The 18,345-nt window shown below is 53.2% G+C and carries 16 protein-coding genes; 7 read left to right on the top strand and 9 right to left on the bottom strand.

Going from position 1 to position 18,345, the window contains the following annotated elements; all coding sequences use genetic code 11:
* Positions 1-16 precede the first annotated feature (16 nt).
* Complete coding sequence (locus PMI41_RS08345; protein WP_008123708.1) at positions 17-928, bottom strand: DMT family transporter; 912 nt, start codon at positions 926-928, stop codon at positions 17-19.
* Positions 929-1,073: 145 nt separating this feature from the next.
* On the opposite strand from PMI41_RS08345, the gene PMI41_RS08350 reads away from it, so the two are divergent.
* Positions 1,074-1,544, top strand: a complete 471-nt coding sequence (locus PMI41_RS08350) for an Lrp/AsnC family transcriptional regulator (RefSeq protein ID WP_008123710.1) — start codon at positions 1,074-1,076, stop codon at positions 1,542-1,544.
* Between the two features lie 380 nt (positions 1,545-1,924).
* On the opposite strand, the gene PMI41_RS08355 is transcribed toward PMI41_RS08350, so the two are convergent.
* Complete coding sequence (locus PMI41_RS08355; protein WP_008123712.1) at positions 1,925-2,458, bottom strand: glyoxalase superfamily protein; 534 nt, start codon at positions 2,456-2,458, stop codon at positions 1,925-1,927.
* Between the two features lie 180 nt (positions 2,459-2,638).
* On the bottom strand, positions 2,639-4,978 hold the full coding sequence (locus PMI41_RS08360; protein WP_008123714.1) for a glucose/quinate/shikimate family membrane-bound PQQ-dependent dehydrogenase: 2,340 nt from the start codon (positions 4,976-4,978) through the stop codon (positions 2,639-2,641).
* 257 nt (positions 4,979-5,235) lie between these two features.
* On the opposite strand from PMI41_RS08360, the gene PMI41_RS08365 reads away from it, so the two are divergent.
* The gene (locus PMI41_RS08365; RefSeq protein WP_008123716.1) at positions 5,236-7,677 is read left to right on the top strand and encodes a UvrD-helicase domain-containing protein; all 2,442 of its coding nucleotides are present in this window, start codon (positions 5,236-5,238) and stop codon (positions 7,675-7,677) included.
* A gap of 116 nt (positions 7,678-7,793) precedes the next feature.
* Here the strand turns inward: PMI41_RS08365 and PMI41_RS08370 are convergent, their stop codons facing one another.
* The 3 genes from PMI41_RS08370 to PMI41_RS08380 form a co-directional block, all read right to left on the bottom strand.
* Positions 7,794-8,468 (bottom strand): N-acetylmuramoyl-L-alanine amidase, encoded by a 675-nt coding sequence (locus tag PMI41_RS08370; RefSeq protein ID WP_008123718.1) that lies wholly within the window; start codon positions 8,466-8,468, stop codon positions 7,794-7,796.
* A 107-nt stretch (positions 8,469-8,575) separates the two neighbouring features.
* The gene (locus PMI41_RS08375) at positions 8,576-9,058 is read right to left on the bottom strand and encodes a CreA family protein (RefSeq protein ID WP_008123720.1); all 483 of its coding nucleotides are present in this window, start codon (positions 9,056-9,058) and stop codon (positions 8,576-8,578) included.
* An 84-nt stretch (positions 9,059-9,142) separates the two neighbouring features.
* A complete protein-coding gene (locus PMI41_RS08380; protein ID WP_008123721.1) occupies positions 9,143-9,775 on the bottom strand; it encodes a DapH/DapD/GlmU-related protein in 633 nt (210 codons plus the stop codon).
* Positions 9,776-9,889: 114 nt separating this feature from the next.
* Here PMI41_RS08380 and PMI41_RS08385 point away from each other — a divergent pair, with 114 nt between their 5' ends.
* From PMI41_RS08385 to PMI41_RS08400, 4 genes are all read left to right on the top strand, one after another.
* Positions 9,890-10,765, top strand: coding sequence for a 50S ribosomal protein L11 methyltransferase (locus PMI41_RS08385; RefSeq protein ID WP_008123724.1), 876 nt, complete (start codon positions 9,890-9,892; stop codon positions 10,763-10,765).
* Between the two features lie 241 nt (positions 10,766-11,006).
* Entirely contained in the window at positions 11,007-11,738 is a 732-nt protein-coding gene (locus PMI41_RS08390) for a hypothetical protein (RefSeq protein ID WP_157179341.1), read from the top strand.
* A gap of 156 nt (positions 11,739-11,894) precedes the next feature.
* Positions 11,895-12,545 (top strand): hypothetical protein, encoded by a 651-nt coding sequence (locus PMI41_RS24990; protein WP_157179342.1) that lies wholly within the window; start codon positions 11,895-11,897, stop codon positions 12,543-12,545.
* Between the two features lie 82 nt (positions 12,546-12,627).
* Positions 12,628-14,466, top strand: a complete 1,839-nt coding sequence (locus PMI41_RS08400) for an aminopeptidase P family protein (RefSeq protein WP_040854358.1) — start codon at positions 12,628-12,630, stop codon at positions 14,464-14,466.
* On the opposite strand, the gene PMI41_RS08405 is transcribed toward PMI41_RS08400, so the two are convergent.
* Positions 14,467-14,760 carry an AzlD family protein gene (locus PMI41_RS08405; protein WP_008123734.1) on the bottom strand — a complete coding sequence of 98 codons (294 nt, stop codon included), beginning with the start codon at positions 14,758-14,760 and terminating at the stop codon, positions 14,467-14,469. It abuts the gene before it with no gap.
* Complete coding sequence (locus tag PMI41_RS08410) at positions 14,760-15,506, bottom strand: AzlC family ABC transporter permease (RefSeq protein WP_008123736.1); 747 nt, start codon at positions 15,504-15,506, stop codon at positions 14,760-14,762. The genes PMI41_RS08405 and PMI41_RS08410 overlap by 1 nt, the downstream gene beginning before the upstream one ends.
* A 142-nt stretch (positions 15,507-15,648) precedes the next feature.
* Here PMI41_RS08410 and PMI41_RS08415 point away from each other — a divergent pair, with 142 nt between their 5' ends.
* Entirely contained in the window at positions 15,649-15,993 is a 345-nt protein-coding gene (locus tag PMI41_RS08415) for a cupin domain-containing protein (protein WP_008123738.1), read from the top strand.
* A gap of 52 nt (positions 15,994-16,045) precedes the next feature.
* On the opposite strand, the gene PMI41_RS08420 is transcribed toward PMI41_RS08415, so the two are convergent.
* Positions 16,046-18,310, bottom strand: coding sequence for a TonB-dependent hemoglobin/transferrin/lactoferrin family receptor (locus PMI41_RS08420; protein ID WP_008123740.1), 2,265 nt, complete (start codon positions 18,308-18,310; stop codon positions 16,046-16,048).
* Between the last annotated feature and the right edge of the window lie 35 nt (positions 18,311-18,345).

An 18,345-nucleotide genomic window follows, 5' to 3' on the forward strand; every position in this document is an offset into this window, starting at 1 on the left:
GATGAGCGTCTTTCAATCAGCCCCTGATCCGATGAGACAGGATGCCGGTTGAAAGAGCAACGCCCAATCCCGTGATAATTGCTGCCGCAATTTCCCAGACCCCGATCGGCTCGTCAAGGAAGATAGAGCCGCCAATAGCTGCCAGGACAGGTGTGAGCGCACTGAACGCGGCTGCCTGACTGCCACCAAGCGAACGTACGGCTATTCCATAGGCAAGCATTGCGGCAAGGCCGGAAAGCACACCTTGAGACAGGAATTGCAGGCCAAGTTCAGGAAGCGGAACCTCGATGATCGTGGTGCCAAAGAATGCAGCGAGTACAAGGTGGATGATGAAAGACCAGACCGCAATCAACGCGCCGCCCTGCAATGCGGTGAGGCCCGAACGCTTGAATGCATGGGTGTAACCAGCCCAGAGCAATGCGCCCAGCGGCAGGAATACAAAGCTGACCCATGAAATTTGATGGCTGCCGAGGGCGATTGTTAGCAAAATAGCCAGACCGGCAACAATGGCGGCAAGGCCGAGCCAGCGGGTCAGGTCAGGACGTTCGCCGAACAGGACAACCCCGATAAGCGCCGCCGCAAGAGGCATCGAACCACCCAGCAAAACACCAACAGCCGCCGCCGGTGTCGAGTGAATGGCAAAAGTCGTAATCTGGAAAAACAGAACGCCAGCGCCGCAAACCATGATCGCCAGCAACAGGAAGGGCACGTTGCGTGGCAGCAGCCTTGTCTTCAACCAAACAGGAGCAAGCACCAATGCAGGAACGCCATAGCGAATGAGCCCAAGATCAATTGTGCCAAGGTGTGTGCCGCTGGAGTGGCGTGTCGCTATGATCCACGTGGCCCAGATGAAAACGGTTACCAGCGCACCGGTATAGCCGGGTGCCAATGAGCTTGACTTGTTGATTTCCGGTGAGATCGCAACCATCGAATTATCCTTTCAGATTTAACTGAATGTGTTTCCGTGGAAGCAATATATGGCGAATGGCACTGGCATGTCCTTGCAAGTTGATGCCACTCAAACTATCATTTCAGCAATTTTTAGCATCTTAACCAACTCATCGAGGCAGATTATGCCAAACTTAGATAAATTCGATATTGGCATTCTTGAGGCACTTCAAGGGGATGCACGTGCGACGAACGTGGAGATCGCAGAGAAGGTGAACCTGTCGCCCTCGCCCTGTCTGAGGCGTATCAGGAATCTGGAAAAGTCGGGCGTGATCCGTGGCTATCGAGCCGATATTGACCGCAAGGAAGTAGGCTTGGGGCTGACAGTTTTCGTTGAAATCAAGGTAGGCCATCACAGCCGGGAAAACTCTGAGGTTCAACAGGCGGCCCTGATCGCCATGCCGGAAGTTACCGGTGCTTTCCTGATTTCAGGCACAGCGGATTTTCTGGCAGAAGTGGTTGTGGAGGATCTCTCCGCCTATGAACGTTTCTTGACAGAGAAACTGCTGGTCCTGCCCGGCATATCGGATATTCGTTCCAATTTTGCCATCCGCACGATCAAGACCAACAGTCCGCTGAAATTGCCAGAGCGCTGAGTTTTGCAAGAGACCTGCACTTTTGTTTGTGCGTGCTTCGCCATGAGAGACAAGACGATCGGCAAAGATAGTTTCGCTGTAGATCGTGGGTCTTTGCAATCACAACGGTCTCACGGCAAGGCAAATGGCATTGCCATTGTGCGTGGTTCGACGGGGCTCACCATGAGGAAGGTTGGTGATCGCAGGGAGTTATTACTTCACACGTTCTCACTATCGCAGCATTTCCGGGTAGACAACTCGCTCTGCTCTTAAATTAACTGCAATCACCAGCCTTCCTCATGGTGAGCCCCGTCGAACCACGCATTGATAATACTGCAAGCGTGTTGGTATGTTAGCTCCCCTCAGCTCAGCCGAAGGGCGAACCATGCGCGCAGCGCTAATCAGGATTCGCAAAAAGTAATCCTGTTGCTGAAAGGGTCAGTGACACTGACCTCTCGTCCCCACGGGGCTTCTTCAAGACCCGGTTTCATGAAGCGGTAGTTCTTGGAATGCAGTTCCTCATGAAGTGCCTCAATGCCGGTCATGCGGACAAAAACCCGCGCGCCGGGGCTGGCATCACCTGAATGCTCACTGAGATGCAGCGTCAGACCGGAACGCGATACCTGACAATAAAGCGGGAAATTATCGCCAAACCGATGCTCCCAATCGAGCGTGAAGCCGAGAAAATCGAGATAGAACTCCCGGGCTTTGGCAACATCAAAGATGCGCAGGATGGGATTGGCAGGTCCAAAAGAGATCTCCTGCTTTGGTGCTGGCTCATCAGCAATTTTGGCAGCAAGCACGTTCCAGTCGTCGAAGCCAAAACCGGCAGCAACAAGTTCAAGACTTTCACTATGGGACAGTTCAATATTCTTTTGCTGCAGGGCCTGGCGCAGGGACTTTGCCATCGCCTTGGCGTCGGTGAATGTACGCATGATCGATCCTTCGTTTACGGTGAAACAGGAAAATCAGTGCCCGCATTGCCGACCCGTTCACCATTCAAAGGATGAATCGCCATAGTTCCATTTGATACATTCACCATGACCCGAAGGCCGCGAGCGGCTGGCTGTATCAGCCACTCGCAAAAATATTATTGCTTTACCCTGACGTCAATCTTATTTCGGTAGCGTATAAGCGATAACGTAATCGCCGGGCTTGGTGCCAACCGAGCCATGTCCGCCCGCAACGATGACGACATATTGCTTGCCATCATCCAGCGAGAAGGTCATGGGCGTTGATTGCCCGCCCGCAGGCAGGCGCGCCTCCCAAAGCTGCTCGCCATTGGTCACATTATATGCCCGCAGATAATCATCGACTGCAGCGCCGAGGAAGGCGACACCACCAGCAGTGATGATCGGACCGCCAATGCCAGGCACGCCAACCTTGAACGGCAGCGGCAGCGGCGAAGAGTCCCGAACCGTACCGTTGCGATGCTTCCATGCAATCTTGCCGGTGCGCAGATCGGCCCCGGCCACGTAGCCCCATGGCGGGGTCTGACAAGGCAGCCCTAGCGGCGAGACGAACGGACCCATTACCACCGCATAGGGCGCGCCTTCATTACGGTTGAGTCCCTGCTCGCTTCCCTTGGTGCCGACACCGGGTGCAGGCACGTCAGCGCGTGGTACAAGACGTGATGTGAAGGCAAGATATGTCGGCATCCCGAACATGATCTGACGCTCCGGATCAACAGCAACGCCGCCCCAATTGAACACGCCGAAATTGCCCGGATAGATCAACGATCCTTGCAGAGAAGGTGGCGTGTAGCGCCCTTCATAACGCAGCTTGAGGAATTCGATCCGGCATACCAGCTGGTCAAACATCGATACACCCCACATATCCTTGCCGGTCAGAGGGGGCGGAGAAAATGTCAGATCGGATATGGGCTGTGTGGGCGATGTGAAATCACCTTCAATTGCACCCGTAGGTGCAGGTATTTCCTTTACAGGAATGATGGGCTCGCCCGTGCGACGATCAAGTACGTAAAGATCGCCCTGTTTGGTTGGTCCCACCAAACCCGGTACAGTTCCGCTTGCCGTATTGATATCGACCAGCGTTGGTTGCGAAGGAACGTCCATATCCCAAAGGTCATGATGCACAGTCTGGCGAACCCAGCGCATTTGTCCTGTATTCAAGTCCAGCGCAACGATGGAAGAAGAGAACTTCTCGACATTCGCCGAGCGCCCGGCCCCAAGCTGGTCAGGTGTCTGGTTGCCAAGCGGCACATAGAGAAGACCGAGCTTTTCATCCGCACTGGAAACAGACCAGCTATTGGGGGAATTGTGCGTATAGGTCTGTCCGTCCGGGAGGGGGGTCGTTACGTCGGGATTGCCTGAATCCCAGTTCCAGACAAGTGCTCCGGTGTTGATATCAAATGCGCGGATAACGCCGGATTGTTCCTGCGTCGAGTAATTGTCGTTGACCGCACCACCGACAATAATCTTGCCAGCCGCAACAACTGGAGGTGATGTGGAGTAGTAATAGCCAGCCGGATTATAGGGCATGCCTTTTTCAAGATGGAGCGTACCTTTGTCCGCAAAGGATGGGCAGACTTGGCCATTGGCCGCATCCAGCGCAATCAATCGCGCATCGGAAGTGGGCAGATACACCCGTTCGGCACAGGGCTGTCCCGGGGTTGCAGCAGGATCGGCATAATAGGAAACACCACGGCAGGTCTGGTGCTGGCGGTCCGGGTTCATTCCCGAGTTCGGATCAAACTTCCATTTTTCCTTGCCTGTCGCCGCATCAAGCGCAATAGCCCAATTGTGCGGTGTGCAGATGAACAGCGTATCTCGAACCTTCAAAGGAGTGACCTGATAGGTGGTCTCTCCAACATCCTCCGGCAGTTTGACATCACCAGTCCGGTAGGTCCATGCAATTTGCAGCTTGCTGACATTTTCCGTGGTGATCTGCTTGAGCGGAGAATAACGCTGTCCATAGGGCGTGCGCCCATACTGGTGCCAGTCGCCATCCGGCATATTGCCGCCAAGATCAACGGCATCCGAGACAATTTCCTTGCTCAATTCACCCTTGATTTGAATTGGATCCTGACTCATCGAATAACCAGCGACAACCAGCGCCGCTACAACAGTGACAGACAATGCCAAAGCCGGACCGCCGGAAGAGCCGCCGCTGTTTGCCGGGGAAGCCAAACCCCGCCTTATCCATGGGGTAAGCAGCCAAAGGCCGAGAACCATGATGACGCCACCACGTGGGGCAAGTTGCCACCAGTCAAAACCAATTTCCCAGATGGCCCAACCCAATGTTCCTATCACCAGTAGCGCATAGAGCAGCAGAGCCGACGACCGCCTGCGGAACAGGAGCACCGCAACAACCAGAAAGGCGACGGCAGCAATGAGGTAATACCAACTGCCGCCAAGCACCGCCAGCCATACACCGCCGACACCAAGCGCTGCGCCAATAAGAAGGAAAACAAGTGCCGTGAGAGTGATTGCCATGGGGAAAGTTCCTTTCCAAGCCCAATCAAAACTGATGATCCTGACATGAGGCAGCGAATGCGCCAGCGGTTGTCAAAACCTTGAAGTCAACGAGTCACTAATCAAAATGGGTAAGCCCATAAATCGGGCGACGCAATATACTGAGTTGATATTTCAACCGAGTGCTTCAACTGAAAATCGCACACCAATTGCAATTGTTCTCTTTTTGTATCGCATTTTTCTGGTTTTTCGGTACCGAATCACTACATTGGGTTCAAATGTCTGGATTGCCTGACGATATTCCGTTTTTTGACGAACCTGATGTGCCTCGCCAGCCCTCGGGCATAGCCGCGCGTGCCATGCAGGCGCGTAGTGCACCGTCATATCTGAATGGTTTGAATCCCGAACAGCGGCTGGCCGTGGAGACGACCGAGGGGCCCGTACTCGTTCTGGCCGGTGCAGGAACGGGCAAAACCCGTGTTTTGACCTCACGCATTGCGCATATCCTGTCTCTGGGTAAAGCCTGGCCAAGCCAGATACTCGCTGTGACCTTTACCAACAAGGCGGCACGCGAAATGAAAGAGCGCATTGGCGTTCTTGTTGGCGGCGCCGTTGAAGGCATGCCATGGCTTGGCACCTTCCACTCAATCGGAGTGAAGCTTCTGCGCCGCCATGCCGAGCTGGTTGGCCTGCGCTCTGATTTCACCATTCTGGATACTGACGATGTCATCCGGTTGATCAAGCAGATCATTCAGGCTGAAGGTCTGGACGATAAACGCTGGCCGGCCAAGCAGTTTGCCCTGATGATTGACGGGTGGAAGAACAAGGGGCTTGGCCCCTCGGAAATTCCGGAAGGCGATGCGCGCTCCTTTGCAAACGGCAAGGGCCGTGAACTTTATACCGCCTACCAGAACCGCCTGAAAACCTTGAACGCCTGCGACTTCGGCGATCTGCTTTGCCATCCCATTCGCATGTTCCGCGCCTATCCCGATATCCTCAAGGAATATCACGCCAAGTTCCGCTACATCCTCGTTGACGAGTATCAGGACACCAATACCGCGCAATATATGTGGCTGCGCTTGATTGCGCAGGGCTCGAAGAATGTCTGCTGCGTTGGCGATGACGACCAATCGATCTACGGCTGGCGTGGGGCGGAGGTGGATAACATCCTCCGCTTTGAAAAGGATTTCCCGGGTGCCGTCGTCATTCGGCTGGAGCGCAACTATCGCTCTACGGCTCATATTCTCGGCACTGCCTCTCACCTCATTTCCCATAATGAGGGGCGGCTTGGTAAAACACTTTTCACCGATGCACCAAATCCTGAAGATGCAAAGGTCAATGTGCATGCCGGGTGGGACAGCGAAGAGGAAGCGCGCGCCGTTGGCGAAGAAATTGAGCAGGCTCAGCGCAAGGGGCACAATCTTAACGATATAGCTATCCTCGTGCGGGCATCGTTTCAGATGCGCGAGTTCGAAGATCGCTTCGTTACTCTTGGTCTGAATTATCGGGTCGTCGGCGGTCCACGCTTCTATGAACGCATGGAAATCCGCGATGCGCTGGCCTATTTCCGCGTCGTTGCTCAGGGTTCCGACGATCTCGCGCTTGAGCGTATCATCAACAATCCGAAGCGCGGTCTTGGCGAAGCTGCGATAAGGCAGGTACACGATTATGCCCGTGCCCAAGACATCGGTATGCTTGATGCGGCCGCGGACCTCGTCGAAACCGAAGAGCTGAAGCCCAAACCCCGTTCCGCTTTGCGCGAAGTGGTGGAGAACTTCCGCCGTTGGCAATCGCAAATTGATTCGACCCCGCACACGGAACTTGCTGAAAAAATCCTCGATGAGTCCGGCTACACGGCCATGTGGCAGGCTGATCGTTCGGCAGAAGCGCCGGGGCGGCTGGAAAACCTCAAAGAGCTTATACGCTCGATGGAAGAATATGAATCGCTGCGCTCATTCCTCGAACACGTCGCGCTGGTGATGGATGCCGAGCAGAATGAAAATCTCGATGCTGTAAACATCATGACGCTGCATTCTGCCAAGGGTCTGGAATTTGAAACTGTTATTCTTCCCGGTTGGGAGGAAGGCTTGTTTCCGCATCAACGTGCGCTTGATGAAGGCGGACGTTCCGGTCTGGAAGAAGAGCGCCGCCTTGCCTATGTCGGGCTGACGCGCGCCAAGAAAAACCTGCATATATGGTTTGTCTCCAACCGCCGTATTCACGGCCTGTGGCAGTCCACCATCCCCTCCCGCTTCCTTGAGGAATTGCCCGAAGCGCATGTGGAAGTGGTTGCAAGCGGCGACAGCTATGGCGGGTATGGCGGGCGCAGCGGTTATGGCCAGTCGCGCTTTGATCGTGCTGATCCATTTGAAAACACCTATTCAACGCCGGGCTGGCAGAGGGCGCAGCAGAACCGCTCCGATGCGACGCGCAACAATTGGGGCTCACGTTCCGGTGCACGGGTCGAGCGCATTGGCTATGGCGAAACCGATTCCGGCCATGGTGCGGGACGGGGCTCTGTCAAAGGACGTACGATTGACGGTGAGCTCGTCGCCAAATCCGTGAGCGAAACACCATCGAATTTTGACGTTGGTGACCGCGTATTCCACATCAAGTTCGGCAACGGCAATGTTTCCTCTATCGAAGGCAACAAGCTGACGATCGACTTCGACAAGGCCGGGCAAAAACGCGTGCTGGACAGCTTCGTCAAAGGGATTTGAGCCGACCTATCTGCAAAAACCGTAATGCGTGGTTCGACAAGCTCACCATGAGGAAAGTTCTTGCCTGGGCAAATGGTTTAGTCCTTCGTCACTCATCCTGCAGTACGCTACTTTCCTCATGGTGAGCTTGTCGAACCACGCATTGCAGATTTGCTCACAATAGTCTGTTTCTCAGCCTCGATATTCACATTTGCCTTGAACGCCGCCATATCCCAGGCAGGACCGGGATCTGACTTGCGTCCGGGTGCTATATCGTCATGGCCCATGATGTCTTCTATTTTATACGCGCTGCACAGCGCCCGGGCTGCGGCAAGAGTTGCTTCGAACTGCGCTTTCGTAAATGCCTCCCAGCCACAATCGGGGGTACCGAACTTATGACGCGCTTCAACAACTTTTGAGCGCAAGACGTTTACGCCCCTCCAAGAAACCCAGCGAGTTCCGACTTTCTTCAAAGGCCCCCAGTTCTCTATTTCAATGCCAATGGATGAATTGTTCAAGCCTGCGTAATGAGCGCCGTCCTTGCCCGTCCATTGGCTCTTTCCCGCATGCCACGCCACACGGTTGAAGGGAACGCACTGCTTTATCGAGCCGTCGCGACGAACAACCAGATGTGCAGAAACGTCTGCCGACTCCTGCGCAAAAAAGCGCGCAATATCCGCATCTGGTCCGCTAGCGGTGTAGTGAATGATCAGGAATTTTGGCGAAAGCATTCCGCCAACATTTGGCGATTTGATAAAGGGAACTTTGCTGGCACCTGAATAAAGATTGTGGTTTTTAATTGAGAGCGCCATGATAAAATTCCTTAAATCGAATTGATTAGTTCATATATTAAGTTTTTATTCCTATATGTCAATAAAAATGATGCCGCTTCAAGCGGCACCACTGACCTGAATTCTTGTTATTCAGGTTTGCCTTTAGTCCAGTTAACATTGCCCGCAAACAATGGAATCGTTGAGATGGAGGTCTTGGCTGAACCGTCTTGAACCTGGCTGGCATGGGCAAGATAAATCAGCGTATTATTCGCCTTGTCGTATATGCGGGTAATGATAAGCTTCTTCCAGATCAGACTGGTGCGTTCTGAAAACACGCGTTCACCACCCTCACCGAGCTCGATATCGCTTATTATGACCGGCCCTGTCTGCTGACAGGAAATAGAGGCATTGGATGGATCTTCGAACCAGTTGCCCTTTTGCAGCCTGTCAATAACACCTCGCGAAAACGAAGCGAGATGGCAGGTCACGCCCTGCACCTTCGGATCGGTAACCGCATCAATAACGATGTCATTTCCGAGCCAGTCAACGCCGACTTTACCCACTTCCTCCGCATGGGCTGGCAGGATAGCGGCGCCCAAAAGGGCCAGTGCAGCAAGAGTACGCTTCATCGAATTCTCCAGAAATGTTGGCAAAGCAATAGGCTTCAGTTGGATACTGATCGCACAGAATGCAACAAGAACGGCGATATCGCCCTATCGTTCCCACTTGGTAAGAAAATCTTCGACACTCATAGACTGAATATCAGCAATCGCATCGAACAGGACCGTATGCGGCCAATCCCACCACGCAAGTTTGACAAGCCGCTCCGCAATTGCTGCCGAAAAGCGGGGGCGTATGGGCTTGGCGGGATTTCCGGCCACAATAGTATAGGGCGCTACATCCTTGGTAACGACCGCGTTGGCACCGATGACCGCTCCATGGCCAATGCTGATTGCAGGCATGATAACAGCGCCGTGGCCAATCCACACATCGTGACCAATACTGACACGCTTTGCCTGCCGACGCGCACGAAAGTCTGCATCAATGCCTTGAAACTTAAAGAACTCGTTGGGCCGATAGCTTATTTTATGCGTAGTTACACGCTCCATCGGATGTTCCAGCGCATTGATACGCACATTCGGAGCAATGGAGCAAAATTTGCCTATGTCGGCGTAAATGCCTTCGCTGTGGCGCTCTATATACGAAAAATCGCCAACAGTGACGTCGCGCAGGATTACGCGTTCGCCCACCTCCGCATATTTTCCAAGCTTCACACCCTTCAGATGCGCACTTGGATGAATGCGCGGCTGCGGATTAAGGAAGCGGGGATCATCAGTTTCAGTCATGTTGGCTTTCCGGATCAGTCTGGAACAATTCTTTTGCACAAATGATGCACCGTTGCCTATGGCGAAAATCCTGATAGGGGTAGCCGACAAACGCCTTTCCGAAAGCACAAGCCCATGACGACCCAGACCCGCCTCTTCCTCACTGCCGGCAAGGCCGAAGCCGAACGGCTGTTCGGACTGCTGGAAAACGCTTTTGAAGATGACGGTTTACCAATCTCTTCTGCCGAGATTGATGAGGATCTCGAAATATTCGAAGTCTCGGTCTACACGTTTGAACCGGACGAAATCGAAGCCCGCATGATAGAAGCAGTCGGCACTGATCTGCCTGTGACACGCGAACAGGTGCCGGACATTGATTGGGTGGCGCACTCACTGGAAGGGCTGAAGCCGGTACGCGCCGGGCGCTTCTTCGTGCATGGCTCGCACGACCGGCACAAGCGCCGTATCAATGACCTCGGCATTGAGATTGATGCCGGGCAAGCCTTTGGGACCGGTCATCACGGAACCACCTCCGGTTGTCTTGACATGATTGGCGAGGTTATCCGCCGCGAACATCCACGCAATGCATTGGATCTGGGCACTGGCAGCGCAGTACTTGCCATAGGCATCGCAAAGCTTGCCCCCATCCCCATTCTTGCCACGGATATTGATCCGATTGCGGTGGCTGTTGCGCGGGAAAATGTCGTGAAGAACGGCGTCGCAGCACGAATACGCACGGAGACCGCGACAGGCTTTCATCATCCGGCAATGCGCAGCGCAGCCCCATTTGAGCTGATTGTCGCCAATATTCTGGCTCGCCCGCTAATGATGCTTGCGCCCGAAATGCGCAAACATCTCGCTTGGGGCGGCTCCTTGATCCTTTCCGGCATTCTGGAAAGCCAACGGGAGAAGGTGCTCGCAGCCTATCGTGTGCAAGGACTCTTCCATGTGAAGACCCTGCGCCGCGAAGGCTGGGTGACGTTGCACTTAAAGACCCGCACAACTTATTGAAGCCACGGGCGAAATGCTTCTTTGGTATAATTGACAGCGCCATCTCGTTATAGGAATATATTCTTTTAACGAGGATTTATTTCATGAACTATTTCCCTACGCTGCCGAAATTCATTACCTGAGAAGTCGTATTGCCAAAGAAGATGTCGAATTCAAACATTTACGGCTGGCACCACGGAACACTTATCCCCGCACGCAGCTTCGTCAACTTGAGCTTAGTCTTGATTTTCGCAAATCGCGGTTGCGTTTTCTGGAAGCCGCCGAACGCAAATTCAACGCCAATCAGCCACGTGTAGCAGCTGGTCATTCAGACGGTGGGCAATGGACTGATGGGAGTGGTGGATCAACATTGGCAGCTCGTGAAAGCGCGAAACCTATCAAAGTTGATTTCTCAGGAAAATGGCCAGGCATCGACACGCACCACCCTCCTGTGAAACCCGCGCCAACTTTTAAACCTATCACTCGTTCGGGTAGAGGCGGAGCGCCGTCAATGGGTGCTGGCGCTCTACGTCAATTTCTGCAAACCGACCCGCTCATCTCATCATTTCGGGGAACTGCTGTCGAGGCGGTGGAACGCTACAACTGGCTTCTCAAGAATGCACCTGACAATACTGTCCCTTCTTTGCAATTTACCCCGCACGAATTTCGCACTCAGCACGGTCCCAAATTGCAAACAGTGGTTATCCCGATGCTGCGCGAGCAAGTAGAAGGCGCCTGTCCGCTCTACAAGGCAGTTCAAATGGAAGCTAATCGTGCAGCACAAGCAGCAGGTAAAGCTTCAGATTTTGCGAGGGCAGCCGATTATGGCACACGAATGCATACGATTTTGAAGGAGAATATTATTCACAACTACTCCGGACGTCTAATACCGGAACGATCCTTTTTAAAGTATGCTGAGGAACTGTCTGAGGATGAATACGGAAAACGGGGTAAGATATGGCCTTTTAGGGTCGCTTCGTCTCGATGTCCTTGAGAAAGTCAAAGATGGCGTTGTCTGCGTTTACGATCTTAAAACAGGTAAAGGTGGTCTTACCCCTGCAAGAATGCTTGAGATTGGCCAGTCAGTACGTAAGAACTTTCCTAACGTATACCGCATTTTCGTTATTCCGATACAACCTGGCTTACACAGTTGACCACCGCCGCACATGTAAAACGAGCAATGTTGCCCTTACTCCAGCGCCACCCCGACTTGGCGCTGATCGGACGTATGCTGGTGTTAACACCTGTACGTAATGTCCTCAGTTTCATCTGTATAGATCGACGCTCCAACCCCAATATTTTTGTAGTGGATACGGCAGTAACATTGTCTTTCCTCAGGCTTACGAATTGGCCTTTAAGTGGCGGGCGCCTCCTCTACATCCATCAACGAATGTGGGACATCCGCGATCCGGAATCCATCGAACTCCTGCGAAATATGATTGAAGAGGCTTTACCGGAATTACGACAAATAAATTCGATCGATGACTATATACACCATCGTATCAACGATCCCGAAAACTCTAGATATTTTGTTCGCAATCATGGTCTGCGTGCAATAGCCGCCTTGGCGAATGGTGATCTTAAGATGGCAACTGCCTTTATCGACGAAGGCATTGCAAGTGGTCTACTGGATCGGACGCCAGACTACTATCCCGCGCTCATAGCTTGTAATCGGGCGGCCTTGTTGAAAAACTTACATGAAAGGCAAGCTTTCACGATCAAGAATCTCAAGCTCGAAAAATATTGGGAACCCACGCCCTTCCCGCTCGAACTCCCGGTCGACAAGACGCTCAGCGATTAAACCAGTTGCTAAATTCAATGTTCCATTGCGCGGAGCGGCGCGGGAAGCTAGGTTTCGACCCCAAACAAAAGAGGTCGATATCATCATGTTCCAGTCGTTTGAGGTGTCCAGCAATCCTGCTACCGGTGCACCGCGCGTCGCGAAATTGCGCGCAGAGCTCGAAAACCTGAAACTGGACGGATTTCTTGTACCGCGCGCCGATGAGCATCAAGGGGAATATGTCCCTGCCCGCGCACAACGCCTGGCCTGGCTAACCGGCTTCACAGGTTCTGCGGGTGTCGTTCTCGTCCTGAAGAACAAGGCACACCTTTTTGTCGATGGTCGCTATACGTTGCAGGCAGCCGACCAGACAGACCCTGCGGTGTTCACCATTGAAAGCCTGATCGAGACACCACCATCTGTCTGGCTGCGCAATGTCGACCGCAAGCTGACCATAGGGTTCGATCCCTGGCTGCACACGATCAGCGAAACAAAAGCCCTTCGCGAGGCACTCGAGAAAAACGGCGGCAGTCTCGTCGCTGTCAAAGACAATCTGGTTGATCTTGTCTGGGATGACCAGCCAGCCCCGCCACTTGAAGCAGTGACGATCCAACCGGAAAAATATGCGGGCAAGCTTGCCAAACTGAAATTGCAGGAACTTGCCGCCGCTGTCGCCAAGTCCAAGGCCGACGCGACTATCCTGACAGACCCCTCATCCATTGCCTGGGCGTTCAATATTCGAGGCAATGATGTGAGCAATACGCCACTGCCTCTGGCATTTGCGCTGATACCAGCCAATGGCGAGCCGCTGCTTTTTATCGACAAGCGCAAGCTGCCAATGGAAACAGAGGCTTATCTCACCCAGCTGGCAACTTTGCGCGTACCATCGGCGCTTGATAATGACGTTGCAGATTTCGCCGCCAAGGGCCAAACAATAATGCTCGACCCGGCGCTTGCGGCAGAAAAGCTGCGATTGATTGTCGAAAAAGCGGGCGGAAAAGTTGTCGAAGGTCTTGACCCCGCCCGTCTGCCCCGCGCCATAAAGAACCATACTGAGCTTGAAGGGGCGCGCAAATCGCACGAACGGGATGGCGTGGCGATGGTATCATTTCTTTCGTGGGTTGATCGTCAGGCACCCGGAACAATTGATGAAATCGATGCTGCCACCAAACTGGAAGAAACGCGGCACGATATTGCCCAGGGTTTCCAGATGCCGCTTGAAAACCTGTCTTTCGACAGCATTTCTGGCGCGGGGCCAAACGGCGCTTTTGCACATTACCGCGTCAGCACCGAGTCCAATCGCAAATTGCAAGATGGTGAGCTTTATCTGATCGACAGTGGTGGCCAGTACCGCGACGGCACCACTGATATAACCCGCACCTTGCCGGTTGGAACACCGACCGACGACATGAAAAAGAAATTCACGCTCGTGCTGAAAGGCATGATCGCAATTTCAACGGCACGTTTTCCGAAGGGAACGCGTGGTATGGACATTGATGTTCTTGCCCGTATAGCACTGTGGAAGCAGGGTTATGATTACAGTCATGGCACGGGTCATGGCGTTGGTTCGTTTCTTTCCGTGCATGAGGGGCCGCAGAACATCTCAAAACGCGGCACGCACGAATTGCTGCCCGGGATGATCCTTTCCAACGAACCCGGATATTACAAAACTGGCGGCTACGGTATTCGTATCGAAAACCTCTTGATCGTAACAGAAGCGGAAGTGCCGGAGGGCGGTGATCTGCCAATGATGGGTTTTGAAACCATTACCCTTTGCCCTATCGACAAGCGCTTGATTGATACGAGCCTATTGGTTCGCGATGAACTGGTTTGGCTCGATGATTATCACGCAAAGGTTCGAGAGAAACTGCTGCCTCATACCAATGGCGAAGCGCGCGAATGGCTCGTCAATGCAACCGAGCCATTCGGTCACGAAGGCTAATCAGGAAAACTGGCGCAGCAGGATGATCACTGCTGCGCCAGCCAAAAACATCGTCAGTGCATTAAAGCGCAGTGAGACGAGGCCAGCAAAGCCAAGCGCAACAAGTCCACGCCAGTCGGCAGTTGCAGCAGCAGGCGCTACAAGTGTTGTGAGAACAGCAGCAGGCACAGCATTCAACGCAACCTCCACGCGAGGGTGTACGCGTTCGAAGCGGGATAGAACAAGGTGGCCGCCGACACGGGTCAGGAAGGTTGCCACCGCACCCGCGATGATGATCCAGAAAATAGACGACATCAGGGCTTTTCCTTTACAGCTTCAGGCTTTGCAAGAATAACCGCGACAAGAATGCCTGCCACAGCACCTATGCTGACATGCCACGGCGATCCAATAGTCTTCGCCGCAATTATCGAGGCAATGGCGCTGGCAATGACAATCGGTCCCCAGTTCTCGCGGCTACGAAAGCCCATGACGAGGCCAAGAAAGTAGATAGGCAAAAGCATATCAATGCCAAGCGCATGCGTATCGGTGATCAGGTTGCCGAAAAGTCCGCCAATAAAAGCCTCAAAAACCCACATCACATAAATCGGTGTGGCCACTCCGAGATACCAGATGAAGGTGACCGGCTTGCCGGATTCCGCACGTTTTTCCGTCTCCGCATATTGCGGGTCGGTCAGCACGAAGTAGCTCAAGATTGCCTGCAACGGCTTGAAATGGCCAATACGCCGACCAACCGCTGCGGAATACAGAACATGGCGAAAGTTGACCGCGAAAATCGAGAACACAATCAACCAGGCCGGTATATTCTGGCCAAAAAGCTCAATGCCGACCATCTGGCTTGCGCCACCAAAGATGGCGGCGCTCATGAGCACGGTTTCAAACAGGGTAAAGCCTTGATCAATTGCAAGGGCGCCGAACAACAAGCCGAACGGTGCCGACGCAATCATGATCGGCAGCCCCTTGGCAAAGCCTTCCCAAAACTGCGTGCTTTTACTTGATGAATCAGCCTGCGATGGCTTCTGCTGATATATATGTTCGTCCATGGCCCTTCATCTAGGCCAGTAGACCTCAACTGTCACGTGAGAATTGTTGATCGGTATCATCAATCTCACACACATGGTGCAGGACTTGCTGAGCGGACCTTGCCTGTTTAACTTCCTCCCCGTCACAACCGAAGGAGGAGCAATGGCCCATATTATTGATCGGGAAGTGTGGGAGGACCGCCCGCTAAGCTGGCACGGAGAAATCACCGGCAAGCCCTATGGCACCAATGTGTCCATCATATTCAATTGTCAGGAGCGTGTGGGCGCAGGGCCGCGTTTGCATAAACATCCCTATACGGAGACGTTTATTATTCGCCAGGGCCGTGCACGCTTTATAGTTGGTGACGAAACAATCGATGCTGAAGAAGGGCAGATCGTTGTTTGCCCCGCCAATACACCGCATAATTTCAAGAATCTGGGGCCGGGAACGCTGGAAACAATCGATATCCACGCCAACGAGGTGTTCATAACTGAATGGCTTGAATAACAAATTGGTAGGGGCCCCTCGCTTTGCAACGAGAGGCCGGCTCAGTTTTTGGTTAAAACTTCTGTGTCAGCGATACGCGGAAGCTGCGCCCAACTTCGGAGTAGCGATCTTCGATGAGAGGGTTGATGCTGTTAGGGACGTCCGTTGCATTCCAGTACTTCTTATCGAATACATTGAACACACCCGCCTGCAACTTCATGCCTTTGGCAAATTTTGGCTCCCAGTACGCAGTTGTATCCACAATGCCATAGCCCGGAGCAACAAAACCTCCATCACTTACCTTATCCCGCTTGGCAGCCATGGTCAGGGACACATCCGCACCCCAGCTATCCGCAGCATAACCAAGGCCGACAATGGCACGGACTGGCGGGATCGAGTTCAGATACTCATCGGTTTTTGTATTCTTGCCTTCCGTAAATGCAACAGATGTCCATGCTGTCCAATGATCGGCAAAGGACACACGCCCGCTTAATTCCGCGCCATATATCTGTACACGATCAAGATTTTCGTAGCCGGTTATACCACCCACGGGGTAATCGCCACCGGGGGGAGCAATGACAGATTCATTGATGAAGTTGCGGTAGTAATTATTGAAAATGCTGGCTGACAGGGCATATTTGCCATCATCATATTTGGTGCCGATTTCAAAACCATTGCTGGTTTCCGCCTTCAGGTCCGGATTGCCGATCCTCGCATAGGAACCGGGAGCACCATAGTTCTGATACAGCTCCATTGCGGAGGGCATGCGGAAGCCCTGAGCCCATTGAGCATAGAAATCCAGATTATTATTAGCGTGCCATGTGGCGCGAAGTTTCGGCGTGAAGCGTGAGTCACTATTGGATGCAGGCAGGCTCCCATTATAGTTTGGTCCACGCTCGAAAGCGGCAGTGGATTGCGGGCTGTGATCATACCAGTCGAAGCGACCGCCCGGCGTCAGTGTCAGCTTACCATTGAGCAGCTCAATATCGTCCTCGACATAAAGCCCGAACCCGGTCGTATCGACATCGGGCATATCGGAAGCGTTGCTGTGCAGCATCTTGCACGATTGCGGGCCGAATGGTGAAGGAACATTCGTCCAATCAATATCGGGACAATTATCCACACCAGCAGAATATTGATGCAGGTCCTGACGGTAGATTTCTGCGCCTACCCGGAATTTGTGCTGGATATTGCCGATTTCAACGCTCTTGATCGCATTTCCGGTAAAGCCGTAGGCATCCAATTGCAGCTCGTTGTCGCGCTTATAGACACCGAAAGGATACCCATAATGGAATGGATCGCCGGGGATGATAAACGCCCTGCCATCGGGTTTACGGATAGCGTCTGTGGTGTTGTTCAGGGTCTGCCGTGTCCAGTATGCAACCGCATGGGCTTCATCAAGCCAACCGGTCTTGTCTGGCGCAACATAATCATAGCTGCCGGATATCCTTATGCGCTCAGACTCCTCACCGGACTGGAATTTGCCCGGTACATATGAAGAGGTTGTACCAATCAGGTTTTCGCCATCCTGTTCGCGGTTGGAGATTTCTCCGGTCAGGCCAAAACGGTGACCGCCCTCAACATTCTGATAAAGTTTTACGAGCAGGTTACGCTGGTCGAAATCGAGCGGGTTTGGTTCTGTACGCCCGGCACCAAAGCCGCCAATATCGCCCATGCGATCCTTTTCGTGCCCGCGTGTATAGCCGCCCTGGACGAGCAGTTCAGTGTCATTGATGCGGGTGGCCGCAGCAACAGTCGTCCGCCAGCTGCGATTTGAATCATCATAGGTGCCCTTGCTCCACACACCCCAGTTTTTATCCGCGCCGATAACATCCGCCGGATCAAGCGTATAAATCTGAATGACACCACCAAGTGCACCCGAGCCATAACGGCTGGAATCAGTTCCTTTGGTAATATCGATCTTGGAAAGACCATCGAAGCCAAATGTATCCAACCCGCCTTGGGTGCTGCGCGGGTCGGAAATCCACGGCACACGGATACCATCAAGGATCGTCAATACGCGATTTTGATCCAGCCCGCGAAGGTTGATGCTTTTTGACGTCGAGTTGTAGTTTACGCCTGCATCGACCCGGCGGCCAAGGTCCTCAAAGTCCTGCACCATGCGGCTCTGAATTGCTTCGCGATCCACCGTGTTTGTAAGCACTGTCGCTTCGTCGCCGCCCTGTTTGCTTTTAACAACAATGGGCGCAAGTTTGATGTTTTCGCCCTCGGTTGGAGCGGTCTGCGCCGCCGCTATTCCTGAGCTCAAACCAAATGCCAAAATTGTACCGGCGCTACCACACATGAGTCGCGCAAACAGAGTCTTACCCAAAGCCATAACAAATCCCCGTGAGAGAATGCCTGGCTGGCTGG

It is taken from the genome of Phyllobacterium sp. YR531 (genome assembly GCF_000282595.1).
In the GTDB taxonomy this organism is placed as follows: Bacteria; Pseudomonadota; Alphaproteobacteria; order Rhizobiales; family Rhizobiaceae; genus Phyllobacterium.

Bases quoted from the DNA above. Each gene is read 5' to 3' on its own strand.
- PMI41_RS08345 (WP_008123708.1), bottom strand. From the start codon at position 928: ATGGTTGCGATCTCACCGGAAATCAACAAGTCAAGCTCATTGGCACCC.
- PMI41_RS08350 (WP_008123710.1), top strand. From the start codon at position 1,074: ATGCCAAACTTAGATAAATTCGATATTGGCATTCTTGAGGCACTTCAA.
- PMI41_RS08355 (WP_008123712.1), bottom strand. From the start codon at position 2,458: ATGCGTACATTCACCGACGCCAAGGCGATGGCAAAGTCCCTGCGCCAG.
- PMI41_RS08360 (WP_008123714.1), bottom strand. From the start codon at position 4,978: ATGGCAATCACTCTCACGGCACTTGTTTTCCTTCTTATTGGCGCAGCG.
- PMI41_RS08365 (WP_008123716.1), top strand. From the start codon at position 5,236: ATGTCTGGATTGCCTGACGATATTCCGTTTTTTGACGAACCTGATGTG.
- PMI41_RS08370 (WP_008123718.1), bottom strand. From the start codon at position 8,468: ATGGCGCTCTCAATTAAAAACCACAATCTTTATTCAGGTGCCAGCAAA.
- PMI41_RS08375 (WP_008123720.1), bottom strand. From the start codon at position 9,058: ATGAAGCGTACTCTTGCTGCACTGGCCCTTTTGGGCGCCGCTATCCTG.
- PMI41_RS08380 (WP_008123721.1), bottom strand. From the start codon at position 9,775: ATGACTGAAACTGATGATCCCCGCTTCCTTAATCCGCAGCCGCGCATT.
- PMI41_RS08385 (WP_008123724.1), top strand. From the start codon at position 9,890: ATGACGACCCAGACCCGCCTCTTCCTCACTGCCGGCAAGGCCGAAGCC.
- PMI41_RS08405 (WP_008123734.1), bottom strand. From the start codon at position 14,760: ATGTCGTCTATTTTCTGGATCATCATCGCGGGTGCGGTGGCAACCTTC.
- PMI41_RS08410 (WP_008123736.1), bottom strand. From the start codon at position 15,506: ATGGACGAACATATATATCAGCAGAAGCCATCGCAGGCTGATTCATCA.
- PMI41_RS08415 (WP_008123738.1), top strand. From the start codon at position 15,649: ATGGCCCATATTATTGATCGGGAAGTGTGGGAGGACCGCCCGCTAAGC.
- PMI41_RS08420 (WP_008123740.1), bottom strand. From the start codon at position 18,310: ATGGCTTTGGGTAAGACTCTGTTTGCGCGACTCATGTGTGGTAGCGCC.